Annotated in this window: 8 protein-coding genes; 4 read left to right on the top strand and 4 right to left on the bottom strand. The window is 64.4% G+C overall.

What is annotated here, in order from left to right; translation table 11 throughout:
• Positions 1-626: 626 nt before the first annotated feature.
• From ACZYOF_RS33305 to ACZYOF_RS33290, 4 genes are all read right to left on the bottom strand, one after another.
• Positions 627-13,259: a filamentous haemagglutinin family protein gene (locus tag ACZYOF_RS33305; protein WP_463718426.1), complete on the bottom strand. Its 12,633-nt coding sequence runs from the start codon at positions 13,257-13,259 to the stop codon at positions 627-629.
• Between the two features lie 118 nt (positions 13,260-13,377).
• On the bottom strand, positions 13,378-14,352 hold the full coding sequence (locus tag ACZYOF_RS33300) for a FecR family protein (RefSeq protein ID WP_463718425.1): 975 nt from the start codon (positions 14,350-14,352) through the stop codon (positions 13,378-13,380).
• A gap of 101 nt (positions 14,353-14,453) precedes the next feature.
• Positions 14,454-14,966, bottom strand: a complete 513-nt coding sequence (locus ACZYOF_RS33295) for an RNA polymerase sigma factor (protein ID WP_130580180.1) — start codon at positions 14,964-14,966, stop codon at positions 14,454-14,456.
• Entirely contained in the window at positions 14,959-15,720 is a 762-nt protein-coding gene (locus ACZYOF_RS33290; RefSeq protein WP_463718424.1) for a hypothetical protein, read from the bottom strand. Before ACZYOF_RS33290 ends, ACZYOF_RS33295 begins: the two co-directional genes overlap by 8 nt.
• Before the next feature lie 711 nt (positions 15,721-16,431).
• On the opposite strand from ACZYOF_RS33290, the gene ACZYOF_RS33285 reads away from it, so the two are divergent.
• From ACZYOF_RS33285 to ACZYOF_RS33270, 4 genes are read left to right on the top strand one after another with little or no spacing between them, the layout of a single operon-like run.
• Complete coding sequence (locus tag ACZYOF_RS33285; RefSeq protein ID WP_463718423.1) at positions 16,432-17,394, top strand: tripartite tricarboxylate transporter substrate binding protein; 963 nt, start codon at positions 16,432-16,434, stop codon at positions 17,392-17,394.
• A 20-nt stretch (positions 17,395-17,414) separates the two neighbouring features.
• On the top strand, positions 17,415-17,885 hold the full coding sequence (locus ACZYOF_RS33280) for a (2Fe-2S)-binding protein (protein WP_463718427.1): 471 nt from the start codon (positions 17,415-17,417) through the stop codon (positions 17,883-17,885).
• Complete coding sequence (locus ACZYOF_RS33275; protein WP_463718422.1) at positions 17,882-20,023, top strand: xanthine dehydrogenase family protein molybdopterin-binding subunit; 2,142 nt, start codon at positions 17,882-17,884, stop codon at positions 20,021-20,023. The genes ACZYOF_RS33280 and ACZYOF_RS33275 overlap by 4 nt, the downstream gene beginning before the upstream one ends.
• Entirely contained in the window at positions 20,020-20,730 is a 711-nt protein-coding gene (locus tag ACZYOF_RS33270; RefSeq protein ID WP_463718421.1) for a molybdate ABC transporter substrate-binding protein, read from the top strand. The genes ACZYOF_RS33275 and ACZYOF_RS33270 overlap by 4 nt, the downstream gene beginning before the upstream one ends.
• The last annotated feature ends 311 nt before the right edge of the window (positions 20,731-21,041 follow it).

The raw sequence follows: 21,041 nt of genomic DNA, 5'->3' as shown, positions 1-21,041 counted from the left end.
GGTTGCACCCATGGGTCCCGTGCAACAAAAAGCACGGGGGTAGGACCACAGGTTCAACCGAAGCATTCCGGCTTTCCCTGCGCGATGGTGTTACGGCTTCCTTCGTGCTCTCCCCGGTGACCGGGCTCTTTTGCCACCGTCACCCGCGGCAGCTCTTGCTGCTCGCGAGCTTAGCGCCAGCGTCGGGGCGCCAGGACCACACGACTTCGCCGTCCGTGATGTGCGCGCTCGTCAGTCACACCCATCGCGTCCACCGCATCTCACCGCAACGTTCGTGACGATCGCGAGCCGCCCCTCATCCGCCGTGAGACGCGCGGAGTCATAGCGATGATTTGCCCGACGGGTTAAGCGATTTATTTTCGCGCGAAGGGCTGGACAGACTTTCGGCTGATTTGCCCGTCGGGTTGATTTGTCGCACCCAAAGCAACCACATCGTCATTGCGAGCGCAGCGAAGCAATCCATAGCACCGCTTGTGGAGGCATGGATTGCTTCGCTGCGCTCGCAATGACGGTGGCTATCGAATGGGGCGGGCCGATTTCCGCGATCGACTTACGTCAGCCCAAACCGCAGGGTCTGGTTCGAGGATGAGATCATCGCATGGCAGAGCGAAGCGAAGCGACAAACCCTACAGCCTTCCCCTTTCGTCCGTGGTCAGCTTTTTCTTTTGCTCCTCGGTCAGTTCGCCATTGCCGACAACCTGAAATCTGCTGTCAGGCTGGTAATCCTGCGGCTCAAGGCTGCTGCGCTCATCATCCTTCCTGCGTTGATCGCCGTTGGGGCCGCCCTCGCCTCCACCGAAGCCGAGGAACTCGACGATGATGATCGACGGACGATCGCTGGTGCTGGGCGCGGCCGGCTGAGCCTGCTGCGTCGCTGCCGTCATATTGCTGCTGGAGGCCAATGCCGCGACCGGCGGCGCCTGCACCGTGGGCACGCCGGTGACATTGCCCTGCGCCTGGATGTTGGCGGCGTTGACGATCTGCAGCGCCGCGAGGTTGACGTCGGCGCCGGAACGGATGCCGGCTTCGCCTGCATCGATGGTGCCCAAGGGCGCGATGAGGTCGATGCTGCCGCCGGGAACGCCCGGGACCGAACTGCGCGATGCGATGCCCGCACCCGAACCGGGCACGGCCGGTGACAAAGTGACCATGCCATAATCATCATAGACTCGCCGCGCTGGCGTGTAGACGATCGTGGTCTTGGCGCCGCGGCCGGCGTTGATGTCACCCTCCGCCGACCAGCCGAGGACGTCGCCGCCAAAGGTCGTCATGATGCGGGACAGGCCAAGCAGGATCGAGCCTTTGGAATAGAGCGCGATGTCGCCCTGCCCCTGGGTAATGAGGCCCGACGACGCCGGCGGCACCTGGCCTTCGACACCCACCACTTGCTGGCCGCCCGGCGTCAGCATCTGGATGCTGCCGCCGTAGAGCGTGCGCACGCCGGAGCCTCCGAATATGGTGATATCGCCGGCGTATGTGATTGGATTGCCGTTTGCGCCCTCCTCAGGGAACAGAGCCGCGATCGCCTGGCGGCCGCGCAGATAGGATTGGAAGCGGCTGCTTTCCGGATCGTTGTATTCGCGGCCCCCGGCCTTGAGCTCGGCGAAATAGACCTGGCGCAGGAAGATCGCCTGCTGCTCGGGCGCGAGCGCCGCAAAGTAGGCGCGCGCGTCCGCGGTGGTCGATGCCGCGAAGCCGTAGCGCTCCGCCAGCCAGGCCATCAGTTCCCGCTCATAGGTCTTGGCGACCTTGCCGGGCTGGTCGGCAAGCGGCGTGCCGACAACTGCGAGATTGGCCGGATCGAGATAGGCCCAGAGACCCGCATAATTCGGCCCGTTGGGGCCGGCGCCCGCCTGCATCAGGATCGACGCGCCCGGCCTTGTATCGCCTGCGGCCACAGCGCCGATCGAGACGATCGAGCCCTGGTCGCCGAGATAGAGGTTGCGGCCGGCGATCACTTCGAGCGAACCCGGTCCCCCGACCTGGACCTGGGCGTAGAGGATGTCGCGGCCGGCCTCGATGATCGAGATATCGCTCGCGTCGTTGTTCAGGATCAGGCTTGGCGTGTCCTGAAGTTCTGGATCGGTGGTCTGGCTGCGATAGGCGTTCTTGCCGAAATTGACGATGTCGCGGCCGGCATAGATGTGGGCCGGCATGGCCGTGCGATGACGCGGCAGATATTCGCCGTTCACGAATTGCGGTGTGGGATCGCCGAGCGTGAAATTGACGATGTCGCCGGTGAGCGCGTAGACGCGGATGAGCTTGTCGTCGCCCGCGTGCAGATTGGTGGTGACGGTATCCGGCTGGAACTGGAAATAGGAGTTGCTCGATCCCGGCCGGAACGGATTGGGGATCGAATTGGGATCGGTCTGGGCGCCGGACACGCTCCAGGCGGCCGCGACAGGATCGCTGAAGCCACCAAATTCGTATGCCGCCGCATAGATCGAGTCGCCGGCCAGGAGTTCCAGATAGCCGTCGCGGGACGGCGCCAGCTCGATCCGCCGCGAACCTGCCCAGTACAGGCTGCCATGCGCCGCGACCGCTTCGAAGATCGGCGGCAGCATCGCCTGGTTCGTTTGGTCCTCGCTGCCCCATATTTCGTTCTGGCTGAAGCCCGAGGTATTCAGCGGCACCATGTTGCCGCCCGCGGAGAACAGCGTGATCGCGCTGTCCGAGCGCCACAGCGAGAAGGCCGGGCCAGTGACGGAAATGCCGATGGGATAGATCATGCCGGGATCTCCGGCGCCGCCGAAGACGAGGTCGCCGCGCGCCTGAAGATTGGCCGAACCGTCGCCGATGACGATCACCGGCCCGCCGACTCCGCCATCAGTCTGGAGCATCGTCGCCCGATAGAGATCGACCGCCCGCGGATCGTTCGGCGCGCCGACGCCGTAGGCCAGCAGCGCCGAGCCGATGGCGCCGGCCTTGACGGCGATGTCGCCGCGCAGATTGGTGAAGGAGCCGTTGAGATCGTCTGTAGCAGTCGGTGTGGCGAGCGGGTTGAGCCGGCCGCCGATATCGACGGAGAGATCGCCGCCGCCGGTCTGCAGCAAAGTGCCGCCGGTCACGACGCCGTCCGGCGTCTTCGTCACCGAGGTGACGCGGCCGCTTCCGCCCACCGCGAAGACGAGGCCGGTGCTGGTACGGAGCGCGCTGCCGGGACTGTCGATCGCGACGAGCGCGCCGGCATTGCCGCCGACGTCAACCGCCAGGTTGCCGCCGCCCAGAGTGCCGAAGCCGGAGAAGCCATAGAAGAGGTTGGCATTGGGTCCGCCATAGGCCCCGAAGCGGATGCCCCAGGCCGCTGGCGTCGTGGCATCACCCTGGCGCACCAGCCAGTTGCCGACCGAGTAATTGTTCTGGCCCGCAGACGAAACATCGTCCACCTGGAGAGAGCCCGTGAGATTGCGCCCGGTCACGATCGTCAGATCGCCGCCGTTTTCGGTGAAATAGCCGCCCTGCGAGGTGACGCCGGCATAGGCGCCGCCGACATCGATCTGCGAGCCGGCGGTGTAGACGCCGAAGGGCGTGTCCTGGGTGAGGTCGCGCCCGGCGATGAGATCGAGATCGCCCGTGCCCGTGCGGATCACGCTCGGCAGGACCTTGCCGGCCGCGTTGACGAGCGAGTTGGAGAGCAGCATGTTGCCGCCCGCCCCGAGCGCCGAGAGCGATTGCACCGCACTTGTGTCCGCGCTGGCGGCGTCGGCGCCGCTGACGAGGCGGATCGACCAGGATTGGCTGCCGGGCGCCAGCATCGGCGCGCCCGCATGGTTGGCGATAGGCGCCAACGAGACGATCGTCGTTCCCGTCGGCAGGACGGCGCCGGAGGGCAGCGTCTGGCCGGCCTGCAGTGCGACCCTGGCGTTATTGATGACGGCGGCGAGGTCTGTATTCCTCGGAATGACCGTGCCAACCGGAAGCGTCGCTACGCCCGAACCCGGCAACTTGGTTCCTATCCCGTAGACCGAATTGCCCGGAATGACCATTTGGGGGGCGTCACCGACATTGATGACGGTCCCGACCGGCAGGATGGTGCCCACCGGTATGGTCTGGCTCGAGTTGTAGGTCGTTCCGTCCGGCAGCACGACGCTGCGGTTTACAACATTTGCGAGCGACAGGTTGTTGCCGAGCTTGATCGATCCCGTCAACGTCCAGCCACCGGGCGTGTCGGCGGCGCGAATGACCATGTTGCCCGTACCCGTGAACTCAAACGGGATGGAGACACCGCGCTTAACGGAATTGCCCTGTGCAAGGACGATGTCGAAGTTCAGCGTTGTGAGCGGAATGCTCGATGCTGCTGCGACAGTGATCGACTCGGTCAGCGTCCGGGGGCTGGTCAGCGTCTCGGTGCTGCTGCTCACATCGTTCGGATTCGCGACAGGATTGCCGAAGCCGTCCGTGATGCTGCCGTTCACGGTGAGGTTGCCTGGTGCGCGGACGACGAGCGAGCCGGATTCCGTGGCACTGTAGGTCTCGTCCGACGTGCGCAGGCTCGCGAGATCAAGATTGCCCTTGACCGTGAGATTGCCGTTCGAGGATGAATTGCCACCAATCTCGACGCCCGGCCGCAAATGATAGGCGTCGCCATAAGCGGACAGGCCGGCGGTGCGGCCGGCGAGACCGGCATTGGCCAAAGCCGCGTCGATGAAGGGCACATTGCGCGCACCGATCTGGTTAAGACCGAGCACGCCGTCCGCCCCCACCGGATCGGCACCGCCATTGTCCTGCACGATGCTGCCGTCGGCATCGGTCGGCGAATAGGTCCAGAACGCGTTCAGCGCGATCTCCGCCGCGCCACGGATAGTCAACGGGCCCGCGGCATCGATCCGCGCGTCGCCGCTCGTCTCGCCCGTGCGGCCGGTATTGAGCACCACCTTGCCGCGCCTCGCACCGTCCGGCGAGCTCAGGTCCAGCGTGGCGCCCTGGTTGAGCCGGAGCCAGCCGGTCGTCGCGGTCAGCTCGATGCGGCCACGGTTCTTCGCCTCGATGACGGCGCCGTCGCTGTCGGTCTGCAGTTCGGTGCCATGCACATCGAGCGCAGCAGTGGATGCAATGGTCAGATCGTTCTTGGCCGAGAGCCGGATGGAGCCCGGAGCCGCGCCGCTGGCGTCGATCCGGCCGTTGACGGTCAGGCTGCCATTGTCCACCGACACGACGACATTGCGCGCCCTCACCTCGTTGCCGATGGCGAGATCGCCTTGCTTGAGCGCGAATTCGCGCCTCTCGAAGAACCCTCCTGCATTCAGGGCGGTGTTGATGCGTGCAAAGCTTTCGCTCTGGGTGCCTGTCGGGCCAATGAAGTGCGCTCTGAGCTTGAACGAGCCGCTCTCGTAGCCTGCGGTGGACGAGCCCTTGAACATGCCGTCGATCGACTGCAGCGGCGTGCCGTCCGAGTTGACGAAGACGATGCCGCCGCCGCCGGCCCCGTCGGTCGCCGACATCGTGACCGAACCGGCATGGTTGTTCACCGCGGAAACGTCGAACGTCGCGCCGCCCTGGACGATGATGCTGCTATGCGCGCTCTCCAGAATGAGGTCGCCGCCCCAGGAATATTTGGTCACGTCCTTGAAGGGGATGGCGCGGCCCGCCAGGTCGATGCGTGTGCCGTCATCGATCTGAAGCGTCTGGGCCGCCGTCACCGTCAGCTTGCCGGAAGGCAGCGCGACGGTGGTGTCGAGTTGGACCGCCCCCTGGACGGATGCGAGGTTGATCGTGGCGCCGAGCGAGTCCGCCGAAGCGACGCCGGCGGGCGCGCCTTGCGGGGCGACGACACGCAATGTGCCGCCGGAATAGACCGACAGCACCGAGCCGCTGTCGCCGGTCAGCAGCGGCGTGACCAGGTTCAAGGCTGCCTGCTCGCCGGTATAGGTGGCCGGATCGAAGGACGAGGTCGGGCTCCCCCCGGTCTGCCAGACGGCGAGCGTATTGAGGTTGTTCGAGGTGATGCGCTCGGAGGCGTTGAGATTCACCGTCTCGAAGCCGAGCATCAGCCGGTTGAACTGGACCGTGTTGAGCGGCCGCGACTGCTCAAGATAGCCGAAGACGATCTCGCGCGCCGCCACATTGAAGATGCCGTGGCCGGTGCCCGGCCCGTCTGCGATGATCGCGCCGGGCGCGGCAGGGCCATAGATCGGCTGGCCTGAACCGGTCGCACCCGTCCGCAGCGAACGGCTCGACCATACCAGCCGATCGGTGGTCAGCGTGACGCTGTCATTCGCACCGCCATGGCCGTAGATTGCGGGCGTGCTCAGCACGAAGCTTTCGAGGACCGACACGCCGTTCTCGTCGAGCGTGGACAGATTCACGGAGCCGTAGAAGTTGACCGAGTTTCCGGCCGCCAGAATAAGATTCTTCATTCCGGGCGCGCCGGTGACCGGATCGCCCTGTACCAGCCTATCGAGCACCGCCTGATCGAGCGACAGCCCGCTCGGCAGGATGCCGGCGGACGCCGCGGCCGCAAGCTGCTCCGCGGTGCCGATATTGATATAGGGCAGAGCCAGTTCGAGATCGCGCGTTCCGAAACGGGCGCCGTCCTGCATGACAACTCCCTGGCCGGCGGTGAAGGCGATCGAGCCTCCGCTGTAGAGCGAAGAGCCGTCCTCGAGAGTGATCCTCGACGTCGTGTTCAACCGCCACGGTTCGAGGGAGATCGAGCCATTCGAGACCGCCAGCAGCGCAGGCGCGCTGAACAACAAGCCGGTGGCGACCGTGTCCGGCGCCATCAGCCCGTGGCCGAGCGTATTGACCGACGCCCCGGACTTCACCGTGATGTCCTGGTTTGCGGCAAGGATGACCTGCGAACCCGTCAGCACAACCCCGTTTTCCAAGATGAGCGAGCGGACAAGGCCGTCGTTGGTCGTGAGTTCGAAGACCGGATTTCCAGCAGTATAACTGGCCCCGGGCGCGGAGCCGACATAGAGGTTAGGCGCTCCGACGTCGGCGATCTCGGACGCGGCAACGGTCGTGACGCTGCTGCTGCGGATTGTTGTGCTGCCCCCTCCCGTGATCACCATATCGGTGTTGTACGAACGGTTGGCACCGCCACCGCCGGAAACCGCCAACGTTCCGCCATACCCGCCCTCGCCTGGCGTGAAATCAGCGAAGCCGTCGAAAATGAGTGCCGATTCCACGCGCGGCGCGCTGCCCGTAGCCAATGTCGAAAGATTGAGGGTCAGGAACTTGCCGTCGGCCGCCATCAACGGACGGGCCGTCCCGAAGGTCGCCGCCTGCGCGAGCTGGAAGGCCTCGTAGCCCTGCTCGTTGTATTGTGAATAGGTGCGCAGAGTCGCGCCGGGCGTGACGATGGCGCGGGTCAGCAATGAGTCGCCGATCGCAGTGTTGGCCACGCCGCGCGTCGTACTCGTGATGTAGGACCCGTTCGGCAGCGACTGGGCCGCCGCAAATCCTGTCGTTCCGCGCGCGCCGAGCTCGACGCGGTAGGCCCCGGGGAGCAGCGCATAGTTCGCCGGTAGCAGCGTGTAAGTACCGGCTGGCAGCCCCGGCACGCCGGCCGGGATCGTGATCTGCTCGCCGATGCCCGGCGCGGCGCCGGTCCAGGCCGTGGAGTAGCCGCCCACCGGCGGCGCGATGTCGGCGCCCGGCACGATGGCAAAGACCGGGTTCCCGGATGAGCTGTAGCCATAGCCGGGATTGGCGTCGGCGAGCGCGTTGACCAGCACGTCGACCGAGCCGCCGCGGCCGGAGACGAAGGCCGCGACCGCCAGCGTGCCGCCGCCGGAGAGGTCGAGCACAGAGCCCGGATGGCTGACGACGTTGTGACCCGTCGCGGTGATGCCGAGGCGCCCGCTGCTGCTGTTGTTGAGGTAATTGCCGTCGGCATCCTTGACGATCGTTCCGGTGAGCAGGTCGTAGGAGAGCACCTCGCTGCCGTCGACGGTGAAGCTGACGCCGTCCACCGTGCCGCCATAGGGGATGACGAGCCCCCTGGCGCTGACCGAGGTCAGGCTGCCCGGCAGGAATTCGACGAGGCCTCGCGTCACCATCTGCGGGTCAGCCGCGGCGAGCGAGATCGTGCCGAGCGGAGCGAGCAGATTGCCGCCCTGCCGGATCGTCCCGGCCGTCAGACCGAGCGAGCCGAACACCGAATAGGGCGCGGCGACCGGCGCATCATCGTGCCGCCCGATCGTGATCGTGCTGGTGTTCTCAGTGCCGAAGGGAATCGTCGGCCGGCTGCTAATATCCACCGCCGTGCCGGCATAGAGGCCCGCCTTGGCGCCGGTGACCGGATAGATGCGCCGCGCGATCAGATCGAGATCGCCGGTCACGGCGAGCGTCCCCGTCATGAACCGCAGGTCGCTCCGGCTGTCGAGCGTCAGCTTCGCGGCATAGGCGTTCATCCGGCTGGCGACGTCGATCAGCCCGCCATCGACGGTCAGTGTCCCCGTCGCCGGATAGGCCGGCAGGATGGAGGGGAGCACCTGGAACAGTCCGGCCTCTCGCATGAACTGTCCGTCGAGACTGACGTAAGGCGCGGACACCGTCGCGTGGGCGCCGTTGACGGAATTGTAGAGGCCCGACGTGCGCAGCGCGATGCTGCGGCCTGCCGCAAGGTTCACGTCGCCCTCGAACACGATTCCGGTGCGCGCGAACAGCGACAGGGTGCCGAAGCCGCCCTCCGCGACCTGCTCGGCACTGAGATTCGCGTAGCCGGGTCTGAGGTCTTGATGGGCCGCACCAACCTGAAGATCGGCCGGCAACGCACTCCGCTGCCTTGTCTGGGAGATCCGTATCGCCCTACCCGCCTGCAGGCGCGAAGGCACGATGTCGCCCGAGGCATAGCTGTAGATCGGCGCTTCGAAATTGATCGTCAGCATGCCGCCCGAGGCGCCCGCGCCGCCCGCACCTGCGAGCAGCGTGCCGTCATTGTAGATGCCCTGATAGGAATCCAGGACGATGCTGCCGCCATTGCTGGCGACAATGCGGCGCGCGTAACTCGTCTGTCCGGCCGCTCCTATGTTTGTGATGTCGAGCTCGGCGCTGGTGCCCGAGACGTCGATCACCGCGCCTTCGCGCACTACGACATAGGCGTCGGCGGACAGATAGGCGTTCTCGTACAGCGTGTCCTCGCCGCCGAGGCTGCCGAGCACGACCTTGCCGCCGTCCGGCACCACGCCATAGACCCGCCCGCGGGCATCGACCGCGGTGACCGCCCGCGCCGAGGCGTCGAGCCGGGCATGCTCGCCGATCCAGACCGAGAGCCCGCCGACGTCCTTATTGCTGAATCGGTTGGCGTTCAGGACGGTGATCTCGCCGCCATGGGCGGTGATCGTGCCGTCGATATTGATCTGCCCGCCGCTGGCGATGTTGACCTTGCGGCCGGGATCGACGGCGATCGACGCGCCCTGGGCGATCGTCACACCGCCGCCCGAGAGCCAGCTGGTGTCGCCGTCCACGCTGCGGCCCGACAGCAATTCGAGATCGACGCCGCCGCGCTGGGTGAGCGTCCCGTTGACGGGATCCGGCGTGTAGGTCTCGGGCAGCCAGAGAGCCAACACGTCCGCTGGGTTGCTGCCGTTCGGTGTGCCGTAAGCGCCAGCGGTGAACTGATAGACCGGCATCACCGGCGTCACATTGGCGCCGGGCGCCACCAGCAAGCCGCTCTGCCCGTTGATCGAATATTTCGAGAAGCCGCGGCTCAGAACATCGTCGGCGATGTGCAGCGTCGCCGGCGGCTCGATCTGGGCAGCCACCGGGAGAAGCGTGCCCGCACGGATGATCGTGCCGGCCGCGATGGTCACGTCCACCGGCGCGGGCATCCCGGGCATGTAGGTCACGACCTGCGGCGCGGTCAGCCTCAGGCCCGAGGGAAAGGCGTTGGCGGGCAGCACATAGCCCCCGGGCAGAATAGGTGTTTGCGTGCTGTATCCGCGCACCGTCGAGCCGGCAGGAATGACGGTGCCGGCCGGCGCCGCTACCACGGCCGAGGTTCCGGGCCTTACGTACGCGATGCTGATTGCGCCGGCAGGCACCACCCACTCCGCCGCCACTGTGGTCGTGATGAAGGGCACGTCGGTGGGCAGAGTGGCGCCCGCCGCGACCGTGGTGAAGGTCTGGCTGTAGGCGGCCGGAAGCGGCACCCCCGCCGGAATGAACAAGGCTTCCGTCAACGTCACGTCCGCCGGCGTCACACTGCCGGCGGGCAATGTCTCGCCGATCTCGTAGCTGGCATCGCCGATCACGACGAGGCCCGCGGTGGACAGCGACAGCGCGCCGCCGCCTTCGACGCCATAGCCGGTGATCGTCCCGCTCAGCGTCAGGTTGCCGCTGCCGCCGTTGTAGCCGGCGAGCAGTGACAGGTCTCCGCCCTTGCCGGCTTTGGTCTTGCCGTTGGCGAGGATCGCAGCACCGGAGGAGGTGTCGATCCGCGATCCCTCTTCCAGCGTCACGTCGCCAGTCGAGCGCAGCGTGACGCGTCCGCCGTCGACGAAGGCGAGACCGGAGAGATTGGTCGGATCGACCTGCGCGTTCGTCCAGATGCCGCGGGTGTCGATCGTCATTCCCGAATGCAGCGTCACGCTCGAGCCGCCGTCTTTGGACAGATCGGTGTTCCGTGTGGCGACGGAGTCGCCCCGAGCTTCACGCGTCACAAGCTGGTTGCTTGCCGTGACACTGCCGCCTCGAACGGTAACGCCCGCTCTGATGTCGATGACAGGTGCGGTGAGGTCGAGGGAGCCTCCATCGGCCAGCGTCAGGCCGCTGTCGATCGCGATGGAGTCGCCCGTGGCGAGGTCGAGCCCGCCGAGCCTTTGGTCGTTGAGGCGGGAGGCATCAAACCATAACGTGTTGCTGCGGCTGGCGGGAAGGACGGAGGACACGTCGAGGCTTCGCGTGATGTCCTCGACGCCTCCGATGACGATCGCGCTGTCGTGAATGCCCATGCGCCCGAGCGCGCCATAGCTGCCGACAAGAAGCTGTCCCGCTTGCGCGACCTGGGTCTGGCTGAGCTTGTAGCCGTCGGTGACGTCTTCCGGCCGTGCATCGGACTGCCGCTCACCCTGGACGACATCGGCGAGGATGTCGGCCTCGAAGATCGCCGTCGGGGTCGAGAGGATGAGCTGCCCCGCATCGCGCCCGACCGTGTAGCCCTCCTCCCAGCGCACGCTTTCGCGGCCCTTGCCGAAGGGGCTGGTCCAGACCTCGGTGACGTTCCAGCGCTCATGCTCGCGAACGAAGCCTTCGCCGAGACCATAGAAGGTCATGTCGGCGCGGGCGTCGTTGATGTTGTAGAGCCGACCGTCCGGTCCGAGAAAGTTGCTGGTGCGGATATAGCCGGCCTCGTAGCGAATCGAGCCGCCGGAGATATTGAACACTGAGCCTTGCTTTGCGATCACCTCAGGGGCCGACAGCGTGATGGTGCCGCCGAGCGCGACCCACTCCCCGATCGTGTGAGCGGTGTTGGCGAGATGACCGCCGACTTCGAGCAGACCGCCCGGCGTATAATAGCGGTCGGTGTCGTAGCCCCCGGTCCCGGCCGGCACGAAAATCAGGTCACGAATATCAACCCAGACATCCTGGTTCTTCAGGTAGTCCTTGTCGCGGTTGACGGGACTGTCGCGCAGCTCATTGCCCTGGATATTGACGAGGATGTTGTTCGACGACATTGCCAGGGACACGTCGCGGACACCCGAGACGTCGATCGTCGCACCGGTCTCGGTGAAGATGCGTCCCCCGGCCGATACCGCAATCTGACCGCCTTGTGCGATCGTAAGCGAGCCTGCTCCCGGTGTCGTACCGCCCTCGAAAATGACTTGACCGCCCGTGACGATCTCGATCCGCGACTGATCGAGCCGGTCGGCCAGAGTCGAGAGATTGTTGAAGATCCCGAGCGGCGTCGTGGCTCGCAGCAGATTCGCCGCTTCGGACGCATCGATCAAGCCATCGCGCTGCGAATTCAGCGCCGTCTCCCGGCTCTCGAGTTCGGGAATGATTGTGGTGACGCTACCGGGGCCAAGCCTGATGCTGCCGCGCGTGTCGGTCGCCGAGTTCAGAAGATGGATCGTGCCACGCGTATTGACCGAGGTGGAGGCGACGAGAATGGCGTTCTGCTCGATCGCCCGACCCGCCAGCGTGATATCGCCCTGCGGGCTGAAGATCGAGCCGTCATTGCGAACAAGCCCTGCGAGCGTGCCCGCGTCGAACAGCGGGGCAATCTCGTTGCCGCGCGTGGTCGAGAACTGGTTGGCGTCCGTGCCGTAACCACGGCGCAGCACGAAGTCGTCACCGGCTGCGAGCTGGGTCTGACCATTCGGCGTCGTGATCGAGCCGGCGTTGACGACCTGCCCGCCCATCAACAGCACGAAGCCGCCGCTGGAGGTCACTGATGCCGGGGCATGCGTCTCGATTTGCGCGCCGGCTTCGACCTTGACAACGCCGCCGCCCTTGCCGTTGTTGAGAAACGCGGCCGCGTCGGTGAAGCTTGGCGTCCAATTGCTTCCGCTTCCGCTCGAATAGATGCCGCTCAGGAATTGCTCGTTGGTGATCTTCGCGGTCGAGGCGATCAGCGTGCCGACATTGATCTGGCTTCCGCCGCCGAAGATGATGCCGTTCTGGTTGATGACATAGACCGCACCATCGGCCTTGATGCTGCCGAGGATCTGGCTCGGCCTGCCGTCGGTGCCGAGCACGCGATTGAGCGCAACCCAATCGCGATTGCCCCGCTGGTTGAAGGTGAGATCCGTCCGGCCACCCACATTGAAGGTATCCCAAGTGAGAATGGCCTTCCCCTGGGTCTGTTCGATATTGACCTTGACGCGATCGCCCTCGGTGAACTGCGTCGGCAGATTCGCGCCCCGCCACAAATCGGTTCCCGGCGCGGCACCGAGTGCCCGCTGAAGTCCGCCGGCGCCCAAGCCATTCGGGACTGAGGACGCATTCGCTGCGGCGCGCGCGGCATCACGAGCCGCCTGCTGGCTGGCTTGCTGCGCCTGGATAGCGAGCGTCGCCCGCTTGAGCGCATCGGAGGACTGGCTCGCCGCGCGGGCGGCCTCCTGTTGAGCCGATTGTGCTGGCGCAATCGCCGCCGCCGATGGTGTCGGCGCCTGTCCGCCAAGAGGCCGCGCATAAGCGTCCAGGGTTGTCATCAACAGCGCCGTCACACTGACGCCGGCCAGGAACGCAAAGCGATCGCGGCCACGACGCGTGGACAATGGCGAGACATAGTTGGCGGTCGTCGGTCCCGGAACCCGCTGTGCTTTCAGATCCGCCTTGGAGAGCTTCTTCGCGGTTTGGATCATCGACATCGAACGGCTCCTGTCATCGGTCGCGCCCCATGCGATCGCAAGCGCTCACCCCTAGACTGATCGGCGGAGCCAAAACCGTAAATTTTTTCTCGTTCGCCTGTTCCGCAATCGCCAGTTTTCAGGTCAGCAGAACGATGCCGCCCGGCAGCGTTCGGCTTGTGATCCCGAAGGCTTGGTTCAGGCGCACCAGAATGTCGTCCATATGATCGATGCGGAAGCGGCCGCTAATGGGCTTTCGCGCGAGTTCTCGGTCCATCAGGATCACTCTGCCCGACCGATATCGGTTGATTTCTTCGACGACCTCGGCCAGTGGAGCCGAGCGAAAGATCAACACACCCTGCTGCCAGGCGGTGACGAGTTCGATATCGATGCTCGCAACAGGCCCAAGCCCCCGATCATCATACCGGACCTGTTGGCCCGAGCCGAGCGTCGTCGCTTGGGATTCCAGCGTGACGTTTACATTACCGCCGACGCACGTGACGCACACGGATTGCCCGGCACGACGAACATCGAAATGGGCCCGACTGGTCGTCATGACGCCATTCGCCGCGAGAACGATGAGAGGGCGTTCCTGCTGGGACTTGGACACGAACGAGGCTTCGCCAGAAACCAGCTCAATGCGAGCGCCGTCGTTGCCCCGCAAGGCTACGCTCGTTTGCGAGTTCAGGTGCATGGAGACGTCGCTCGGAAGCTCCAGTTGACGCTGTTCACCTGTCACGGTGCGATAGTCCGCTGCCAACTCCGCAATTGATGGCCAAAGATCGAGCGGCGGGGAAACCATGGCATAGGCCGCCGCGGCCGAGACAGTGGCGAGCGCCCCGCCAATGGCGGCACGGCGGCTGAGGGTCGAATGGGACAGTGACCGTGCCGCCAAGGCAGGCGACAACTGCCCCCGTTCGCGCAAGCTACGCGCCGCGGGCGCGAATTCCTTCCACATCCGGCGCGCATCGGCAAAGGCCGCTTCGTGGTCCGGGCTTCGTGAACGCCACTGCTTCAAGGCTTTGACATCAGCAGGGGTCACCCGACCGGAGTCCAAATGCTGGACCCAGGCGACCGCTTCACCCCTTAGCTCGCGTTCGGCTCTATCGTCCACCGCACCGACCCTCGACACCTATCCGTCCAGATGCTCCTGTGGCTTGAGCCACACGAGAGATGTCTAACGCTAAGACGGTTTTTCGAGCTCCGATCCACATTTTATTTTCGTGTTTGCTTGCGACGGGCAAGACAGTACTCGTGAGCCGATTTCAGCTCTTTCTCGACCAGGCTCAAGGAAATACCCAGGCGTTTTGCGATCTCGCTACGCGACAAGCCATCAAGACGCGCCGCGACGAGAATGTCACGTTGACGGGAGGGCAATTCCGAAATGAACGTCTCGACAAGCCGCAGTTCGGAACGTGCCTCAACAATAGAGGCCGGGTCCGCCGTCTCGTCAGCAAGATCGAGCATCTTTTCGATTTCGGCAGAGTCCAGATAGCGTCGCTCCGAAAGGATGCGATCGCGCGCGACATTTAGCGCAATCCGGTACAAATAGTTGACCGGACTGCTGACATGGCCGACGTGCTCAGCACGGTTCAGACGCAGCCACGTGTCCTGGACAGCATCATCGGCAAGATCTGCTGACCCAAGCCGCCGCGTAAGCTTCACCTTGAGTTCCTGGTAGCTCGTAAGGAATAGCTGACGCAGGACAAGCAGACCGCTTTCAGTCATGGCCGGTCCTGCTTGGAACGCGGCGACCGCAGTCCTGCCGCATATCTGGATCGTTCGGCAAGACGACGATGGTAATCGGCTGCGCGAATCCGGCGGGCGGCGCAACACCTAAGCTTATCCGGCGCAGGGCAGCGTCGACACTCCGATCCATCTGGTCACTGCCGGTGGAGCCGAGCGTCTTCACCTGCAACACTTGTCCTGCCTGACCGATCCACAAACGTGCCGCAATCCTGCTGCTATCAGGCACAGCGGGTGTTCCGCAAAACACAGCCTTAAGACCCGCCTGAAGCAGACCGTAGTAACGCCTGTGGTCCAATGGCTGGCGTGTTGCGCCGCCCCGCACTGTTGCATCGGCCGGCACCGGACCAACCACGAAAAAATCTGTATCCTTAAAGTCTGCCCACAGGCCGGTGCCAGCGAGCAATATCTGCAGCGCCACTTCCGGTGTGTAGATACCCTCAACGAGACTGGAACGACGTCCTTCGGACAATGCTCCGTCATAAAGGACTTCACGGCTGGAAATGCGAGCATAGACTTCCAGCGCCGTGCCGAGCGGCTGGGATGGAATATTGAAAGCCAGGCTGCCCGACGCAGCCTTCTTTCCAGAAATGCCGGTGTTTGCTGCGCCAGGATTGGAAATGGGCGCAGAAATGCAAGATGCGAGAACTACCGAAACAGCAAACAGCGTCCAAGATCGCGAACCTGAAACACGCGAAACCCGCATAACACGGCCGAATTGATCGCTCCTTGCCATCGGATCGAAGCGCTAGCGCAACTGCACCAGATCTCGTTTCGCCGCCCGCCGAGACGCACGGTTTCGTCTTTAGACGTCTATTGTGACAGTTGGACGAAGTTTGCAACTTTCGCATTCGAGACCTTGCGGGCCCGCCGTCCCAGTTCGATGCCTTCAATTCCCTCGGCTCGTATCATGATTGCTTTATTCGCCGGCGTACGATCGAACCGCCCAAGACGACCTTCCCGATCCAGGATCGAGATGGCGCCTCCTCTGGCGCTCCTGCTTCAGCAGCAATGGCGCGGCTTGGAGACGCACGCGGAAGGCCACAGTCAGTGCGCGCAAGCGATAAGATGCGTGTGCTCAAAGTCCAAGGGGGCGGAGGTCCGGAGCTTAAGTCATTCGCGGATGATGTCGCCTTTCCGGCCCTTCTTGAACATTGCTGGCAGGCGGCTAGAAGGTCCGCTTCCGCTTCTAAAGCCGACCACCTGAGCGCCCAGTGCGCGGGGTAGTCGTGCAACCGGAGATCGGCGCCTATTGCGTCGCTGGAAATCCGTTACGCTTAATTGAGTCCCAAACCCCGTCCGATACGCTTCGTGCCCGCTTATTGGCGATCCTAAGCTACACCGCGATCTCTGTTTTATTCCTGCGAGCCATCCGGAGTCTGTCGTCGACAGCGACTTCGCACCGCAGCTAAACTTCCCAGCAAAGAACAATATTTTGGGGAGAGAAATGATGAGCCCGAGATTCGTGCTGGCACTGGCCGCCCTTCTGCTGGCGGGCTCCTCGTCAGTTGCGCAGGACTATCCCTCCCGGCCGGTCCGGATCATCGTTCCGTTCGGCGCCGGCGGGCCCGCCGATGTCACTGCCCGTCAGATCGGCAACATCCTGCAGGAACATTTTGGCCAGCCTTTTGTGGTCGAGAACCGCACCGGCGCCGGGGGCGTGATCGGCACGCAGGAGGCCGCCATGGCGTCGCCCGATGGTTACACGCTGTTGATGATGTCGAACACGCAAACCGCCAACGAATCGCTGGTGCCGCAGCGCAAATATGAGCTGATGCGCGATCTTGTCTCGATCGCTCCGGTCAACTACTCCGACCTCGTGATCGTCGTGCACCCTTCCGTACCGGCGAAGACGCTGCAGGAATTCATCGCGCTTGCTAAAGCCCAGCCGGGAAAATTGAACTACGCCTCCTCCGGCCAGGGCACGCCGTACCACATGGCGGGCGAACTGTTCAAAGCGATGGCCGGGATCGACGTCGTGCATGTGCCCTATCGCAATAGCGGCGAGGCGCGAAGCGGTGTGATCGGAGGCCAGGTGCAGATGATGATCGACGCCGTGCCCGCGATGGCGCCCAATGTCAGGGAAAACCAGGTGCGGGCGCTGGCGACGACTGGTCAGGCGCGCTCAGCCGTCTTGCCTGACGTACCCACCGTGATCGAGGCCGGCATTTCCGGCTATGAGGCAACGATTTGGCTCGGATTGATGGCGCCGGCGAGAACGCCGAAGCCCGTCATCGACAAGATCAATGCCGCGGTGAACGTGGCAGTGAAGCGGCCAGATATCGTAAAACTCTGGGGAGCGCAGGGAGCAGTGCCGATGTCGATGTCGCCGGAAGAATTCGACAAATTTTTGCGCGGCGATATTGTGAAATGGGCCGGCGTGGTCAAGAAGTTCGAGAAGACGCAATAGCTCACCTGGGCCGATCCAACATGCCGCACGTTCGGTTTCGCCTCAATGGCGTCGAAATGGATGTAGCCACCGATCCTGATCGTTCGCTGCTGGACATCCTGCGCGGCGAACTCGGCATGATCGGGCCGCATTTCGGCTGCGGCGCCGGAGAGTGCGGCGCCTGCAATGTCATTGTCGGTGATCGCGCCATGAGTTCCTGCGATATGCCGCTGTGGTCGGTGGCAAATAAGGACATCACGACGCCAGAGGGATTAGGGAGCGCCAACGCACCGCATCCGCTGCAGCGCGCTTTCATCGCGGAACAGGCGTTGCAATGCGGCTACTGCGTTTCGGGCATTCTCATGAGCGCCGCGGCGTTGTTAAAGCGGAATCCAGCACCTTCCAGGGACGAGGTGAAGGAGGCGCTGGACCGCAACCTCTGCCGCTGTGGGTCGCACAACCGGATGGTACGGGCGGTGCTGCGCGCAGCAGCGGAAATGGCGGCGCCATGAGCCGGCCTCCGCCCTCCCCGTCTGCAGCAACGCTGCCGGTCAGCCTTGCGGCTAACCCAACATTGTCATCTTGGCTGGAATTCTCAGCCGAAGGACACGTGACGGTCTGGCCGGGGAAGGTGGAAATCGGACAGGGCATTGTTACCGCGCTCGCGCAAATCGCCGCCGATGAACTTGACATCGATATCGCGCGCATCCGGATGGTCCGCGCTTCGACCGCGGCAAGCCCGAACGAAGGCGTCACCTCCGGCAGTCTTTCGGTCCAACAATCGGGCCGCGCGCTGCGATACGTCTGTGCAGAAGTCCGACAAATCTTTCTTGAGGTTGCCGCCGATCGCCTCGGTGTCAAGAAGACCTCCCTCTCGGTTGAGGACGGAAGCATCTCCGGTCCCGGCAATGTCAGGACGAGCTATTGGGAACTCGCCGACGATGTCGAGCTTGAGCGAGACGCGACACCGGGGATCGCGCCGAAACTGGCAACCGAGCGCCGGTTGGCGGGAGATTCCGTCCACAGGATCGATATTCCCGACAAGGTCTTTGCGCGGCCACGCTTCATCCAGGACTGGAGCCTGCCGGCCACGCTGCACGGCCGCGTGCTGCGGCCGGAAAATTCGCGCGCAAGGCTGATTGAGCTGAATGAAGATGGGGCGCGCGCCGTCGCTGGCCTGGTTGCGATCGTGCGCGACGGCAGTTTCGCTGGGGTCGTCAGCGAAACGGAGAATGGCGCGGAGGCTGCGCTCAATGCGCTGCGCAAGAGCGCGACATGGTCTGAGGGCGAGATATTGCCTGACGAGAACGACCTGGCCGCGTTCCTGAAGAGCCAACCGCTGGAATCGGTTGTGATCAGCACGAGGGCGGCTTCAACGCCAGGCGATGGCAAGCGCACAATCCGGCGGCAATATACCCGTCCCTATATTGCCCACGCTTCGATTGCGCCATCTTGCGCGATGGCGCAACGGAGTGGCGACAAGGTCCATGTCTGGACTCATAGCCAGGGGGTCTATCTTCTGCGCACGGACCTCGCGCTGCTGCTCAAGCTACCGGCCGAGAACATCACGGTCGAGCATCTCGAAGGCGCCGGCTGCTATGGCCACAACGCAGCCGATGACGTCGCCCTCGATGCCGTATTGTTGGCGAAGGTCGCCGGTGGCCGGCCAGTACGGGTGCAATGGTCGCGCGCCGACGAGATGTCGCAGGCGCCGTTCGGTGCGGCCATGGCGATCGAGATTGCAGCCGATCTCGACGCTGGGGGTGAGATCCTCCACTGGCATCATCAGCTCTGGAGCAACGGCCACGCTGCTCGACCGGGGCGAGCGGCGCAACCGGCGCTGCTTGCCGGGTTCGAGCTGGCGAATCCGTTCCCGCGGATGATTTCGACCAATCCGCCACAGGCCAATGGTGGTGGCGCCGACCGCAATGCCGTTCCGCTGTATGATTTCCCGTCATGGCAGGTCGAGAGTCATCGTCTGCTGACGATGCCGGTGCGCACCTCGGCGCTACGCACGCTGGACGCCCAGGGCAACGTGTTTGCCATCGAGTCCTTTCTCGACGAGATCGCGGCCGAGCGCCGCGAGGATCCGGTCGCGTTCCGGCTGCGCCTTCTGAGCGACGACCGCGCCAGAGACGTCATCCGCGCCGCTGCCGAACGCGCGAAGTGGAAGCCGGCGCAGCGACCCGGCATCGGCCATGGCATCGGCTTTGCTCGCTACAAGAATATGGGTGCGTACTGCGCTGCCGTGGCCGAAGTAGAGGGCGACAAGGACATTCGCGTCAGAAAGCTGACTCTCGCAGTCGATGTCGGGGAGGCGATCAATCCTGATGGAGTCATCAACCAGATCGAGGGCGGCGCCATCCAGGCCACCAGCTGGGTGCTGAAGGAGCGCGTCCGCTTCGACCGGCAACGCATCACCAGCACCACATGGTCGGACTACCCGATCCTGCGCTTCAGCGAGGTGCCGGAGGTCGAAGTCGAACTCATCCAGCGCCCGGAATTAGATCCCGTTGGTGCGGGCGAAGCTGCACACGGTCCCGTAACCGCAGCGATAGCCAATGCAGTTTTTGATTGCCTCGGCGTGCGGATACGCGATCTTCCCATCACGCGCGAGCGGTTGATCGCCGCGATGGAATTGACACCATGAACACGTTGCGCGTTTTGAGCGGCGGGGCGGCGCAGGGACTCGTCAAGAACCTTGCGCCAGCTTTCACGGCTGCTACGGGCTTGCGGATCGAGGGCGAATTTGGCGCGGTCGGGGCCATGGCGGAAAAGCTGCGCAAAGGCACCGCTGCCGATGTCATCATCCTCACATCGGCACTCGTCGCAACACTTGCAGCGGAGAAGCTGGTCTCATCGGCCTCCGTCAGAGATATCGGCCTGGTCGAGACCGCGCTTGCGGTCCGCGCAGGAGATCCGCTGGTCGCCGCGAAGGATGCAGCAAGCCTGCGCGAGGCGCTGCGGGCAGCGGATGCAATCTTCGTCCCGGACACCAAGGCATCGACCGCGGGAATTCACGTCGCGAAAGTCCTGGAGCAGCTCGGCATTGCCAGGGAGGTGGAGAAACGCTTGCGCATCTTTCCGAATGGTGCAACCGCCATGCGTCATCTCGCCGAGTCGGACGCGCGGCGGCCGATCGGTTGCACACAGTCGACCGAGATCATTGCGACCAACGGCGTCGCCCTGTCCGGTTCGTTACCCCCAGGGTGCGCTCTGGCGACCCTGTACGCTGCCGCCGTCACGACGCGCACTTCGGCCGCGCCGGCGGCAGAGGGGCTAATCGACCTTTTGACGGCAGCTCAGGCTGGAGAGGCAAGAGCCCGCGCGGGCTTCGTTCCTTCGCGGTCCATGTAGAGGCAACTCGAGCAGCCGTATCGGAGACCGGATTGATACCTTAACTACCGGCGTCGCAACGTGGGTGCCGGCATCCGCGCCCCCACTGTCGCCGGCCGGACCGGAGTTCTGTGCGTCAAGTTCAGCAAAATCGGTCATGGGGTCCGGCCAAGCCATCCCCTCGGAGCCGCCGTCGCTCGCTCGCCCCAAGCGCAGCGCTGGCGAGCGACGGCGGCGCCGCGGGGGGGGGTGCTACCCTTTTGTTGGGCACGTCATACTCGGCCCGGCCCCCCCTGGGTGGTGCTCTCTTTTTATTTTTAGTTAAATCTTTT

The organism is Bradyrhizobium sp. LeoA1Lang (assembly GCF_055413685.1).
The sequence above is the reverse complement of the archived record's forward strand: the minus strand, read 5'-3'. Positions and strand labels throughout refer to the sequence as shown.

Bases quoted from the DNA above. Each gene is read 5' to 3' on its own strand.
- ACZYOF_RS33305 (WP_463718426.1), bottom strand. From the start codon at position 13,259: ATGTCGATGATCCAAACCGCGAAGAAGCTCTCCAAGGCGGATCTGAAA.
- ACZYOF_RS33295 (WP_130580180.1), bottom strand. From the start codon at position 14,966: ATGACTGAAAGCGGTCTGCTTGTCCTGCGTCAGCTATTCCTTACGAGC.
- ACZYOF_RS33290 (WP_463718424.1), bottom strand. From the start codon at position 15,720: ATGGCAAGGAGCGATCAATTCGGCCGTGTTATGCGGGTTTCGCGTGTT.
- ACZYOF_RS33285 (WP_463718423.1), top strand. From the start codon at position 16,432: ATGATGAGCCCGAGATTCGTGCTGGCACTGGCCGCCCTTCTGCTGGCG.
- ACZYOF_RS33280 (WP_463718427.1), top strand. From the start codon at position 17,415: ATGCCGCACGTTCGGTTTCGCCTCAATGGCGTCGAAATGGATGTAGCC.
- ACZYOF_RS33275 (WP_463718422.1), top strand. From the start codon at position 17,882: ATGAGCCGGCCTCCGCCCTCCCCGTCTGCAGCAACGCTGCCGGTCAGC.
- ACZYOF_RS33270 (WP_463718421.1), top strand. From the start codon at position 20,020: ATGAACACGTTGCGCGTTTTGAGCGGCGGGGCGGCGCAGGGACTCGTC.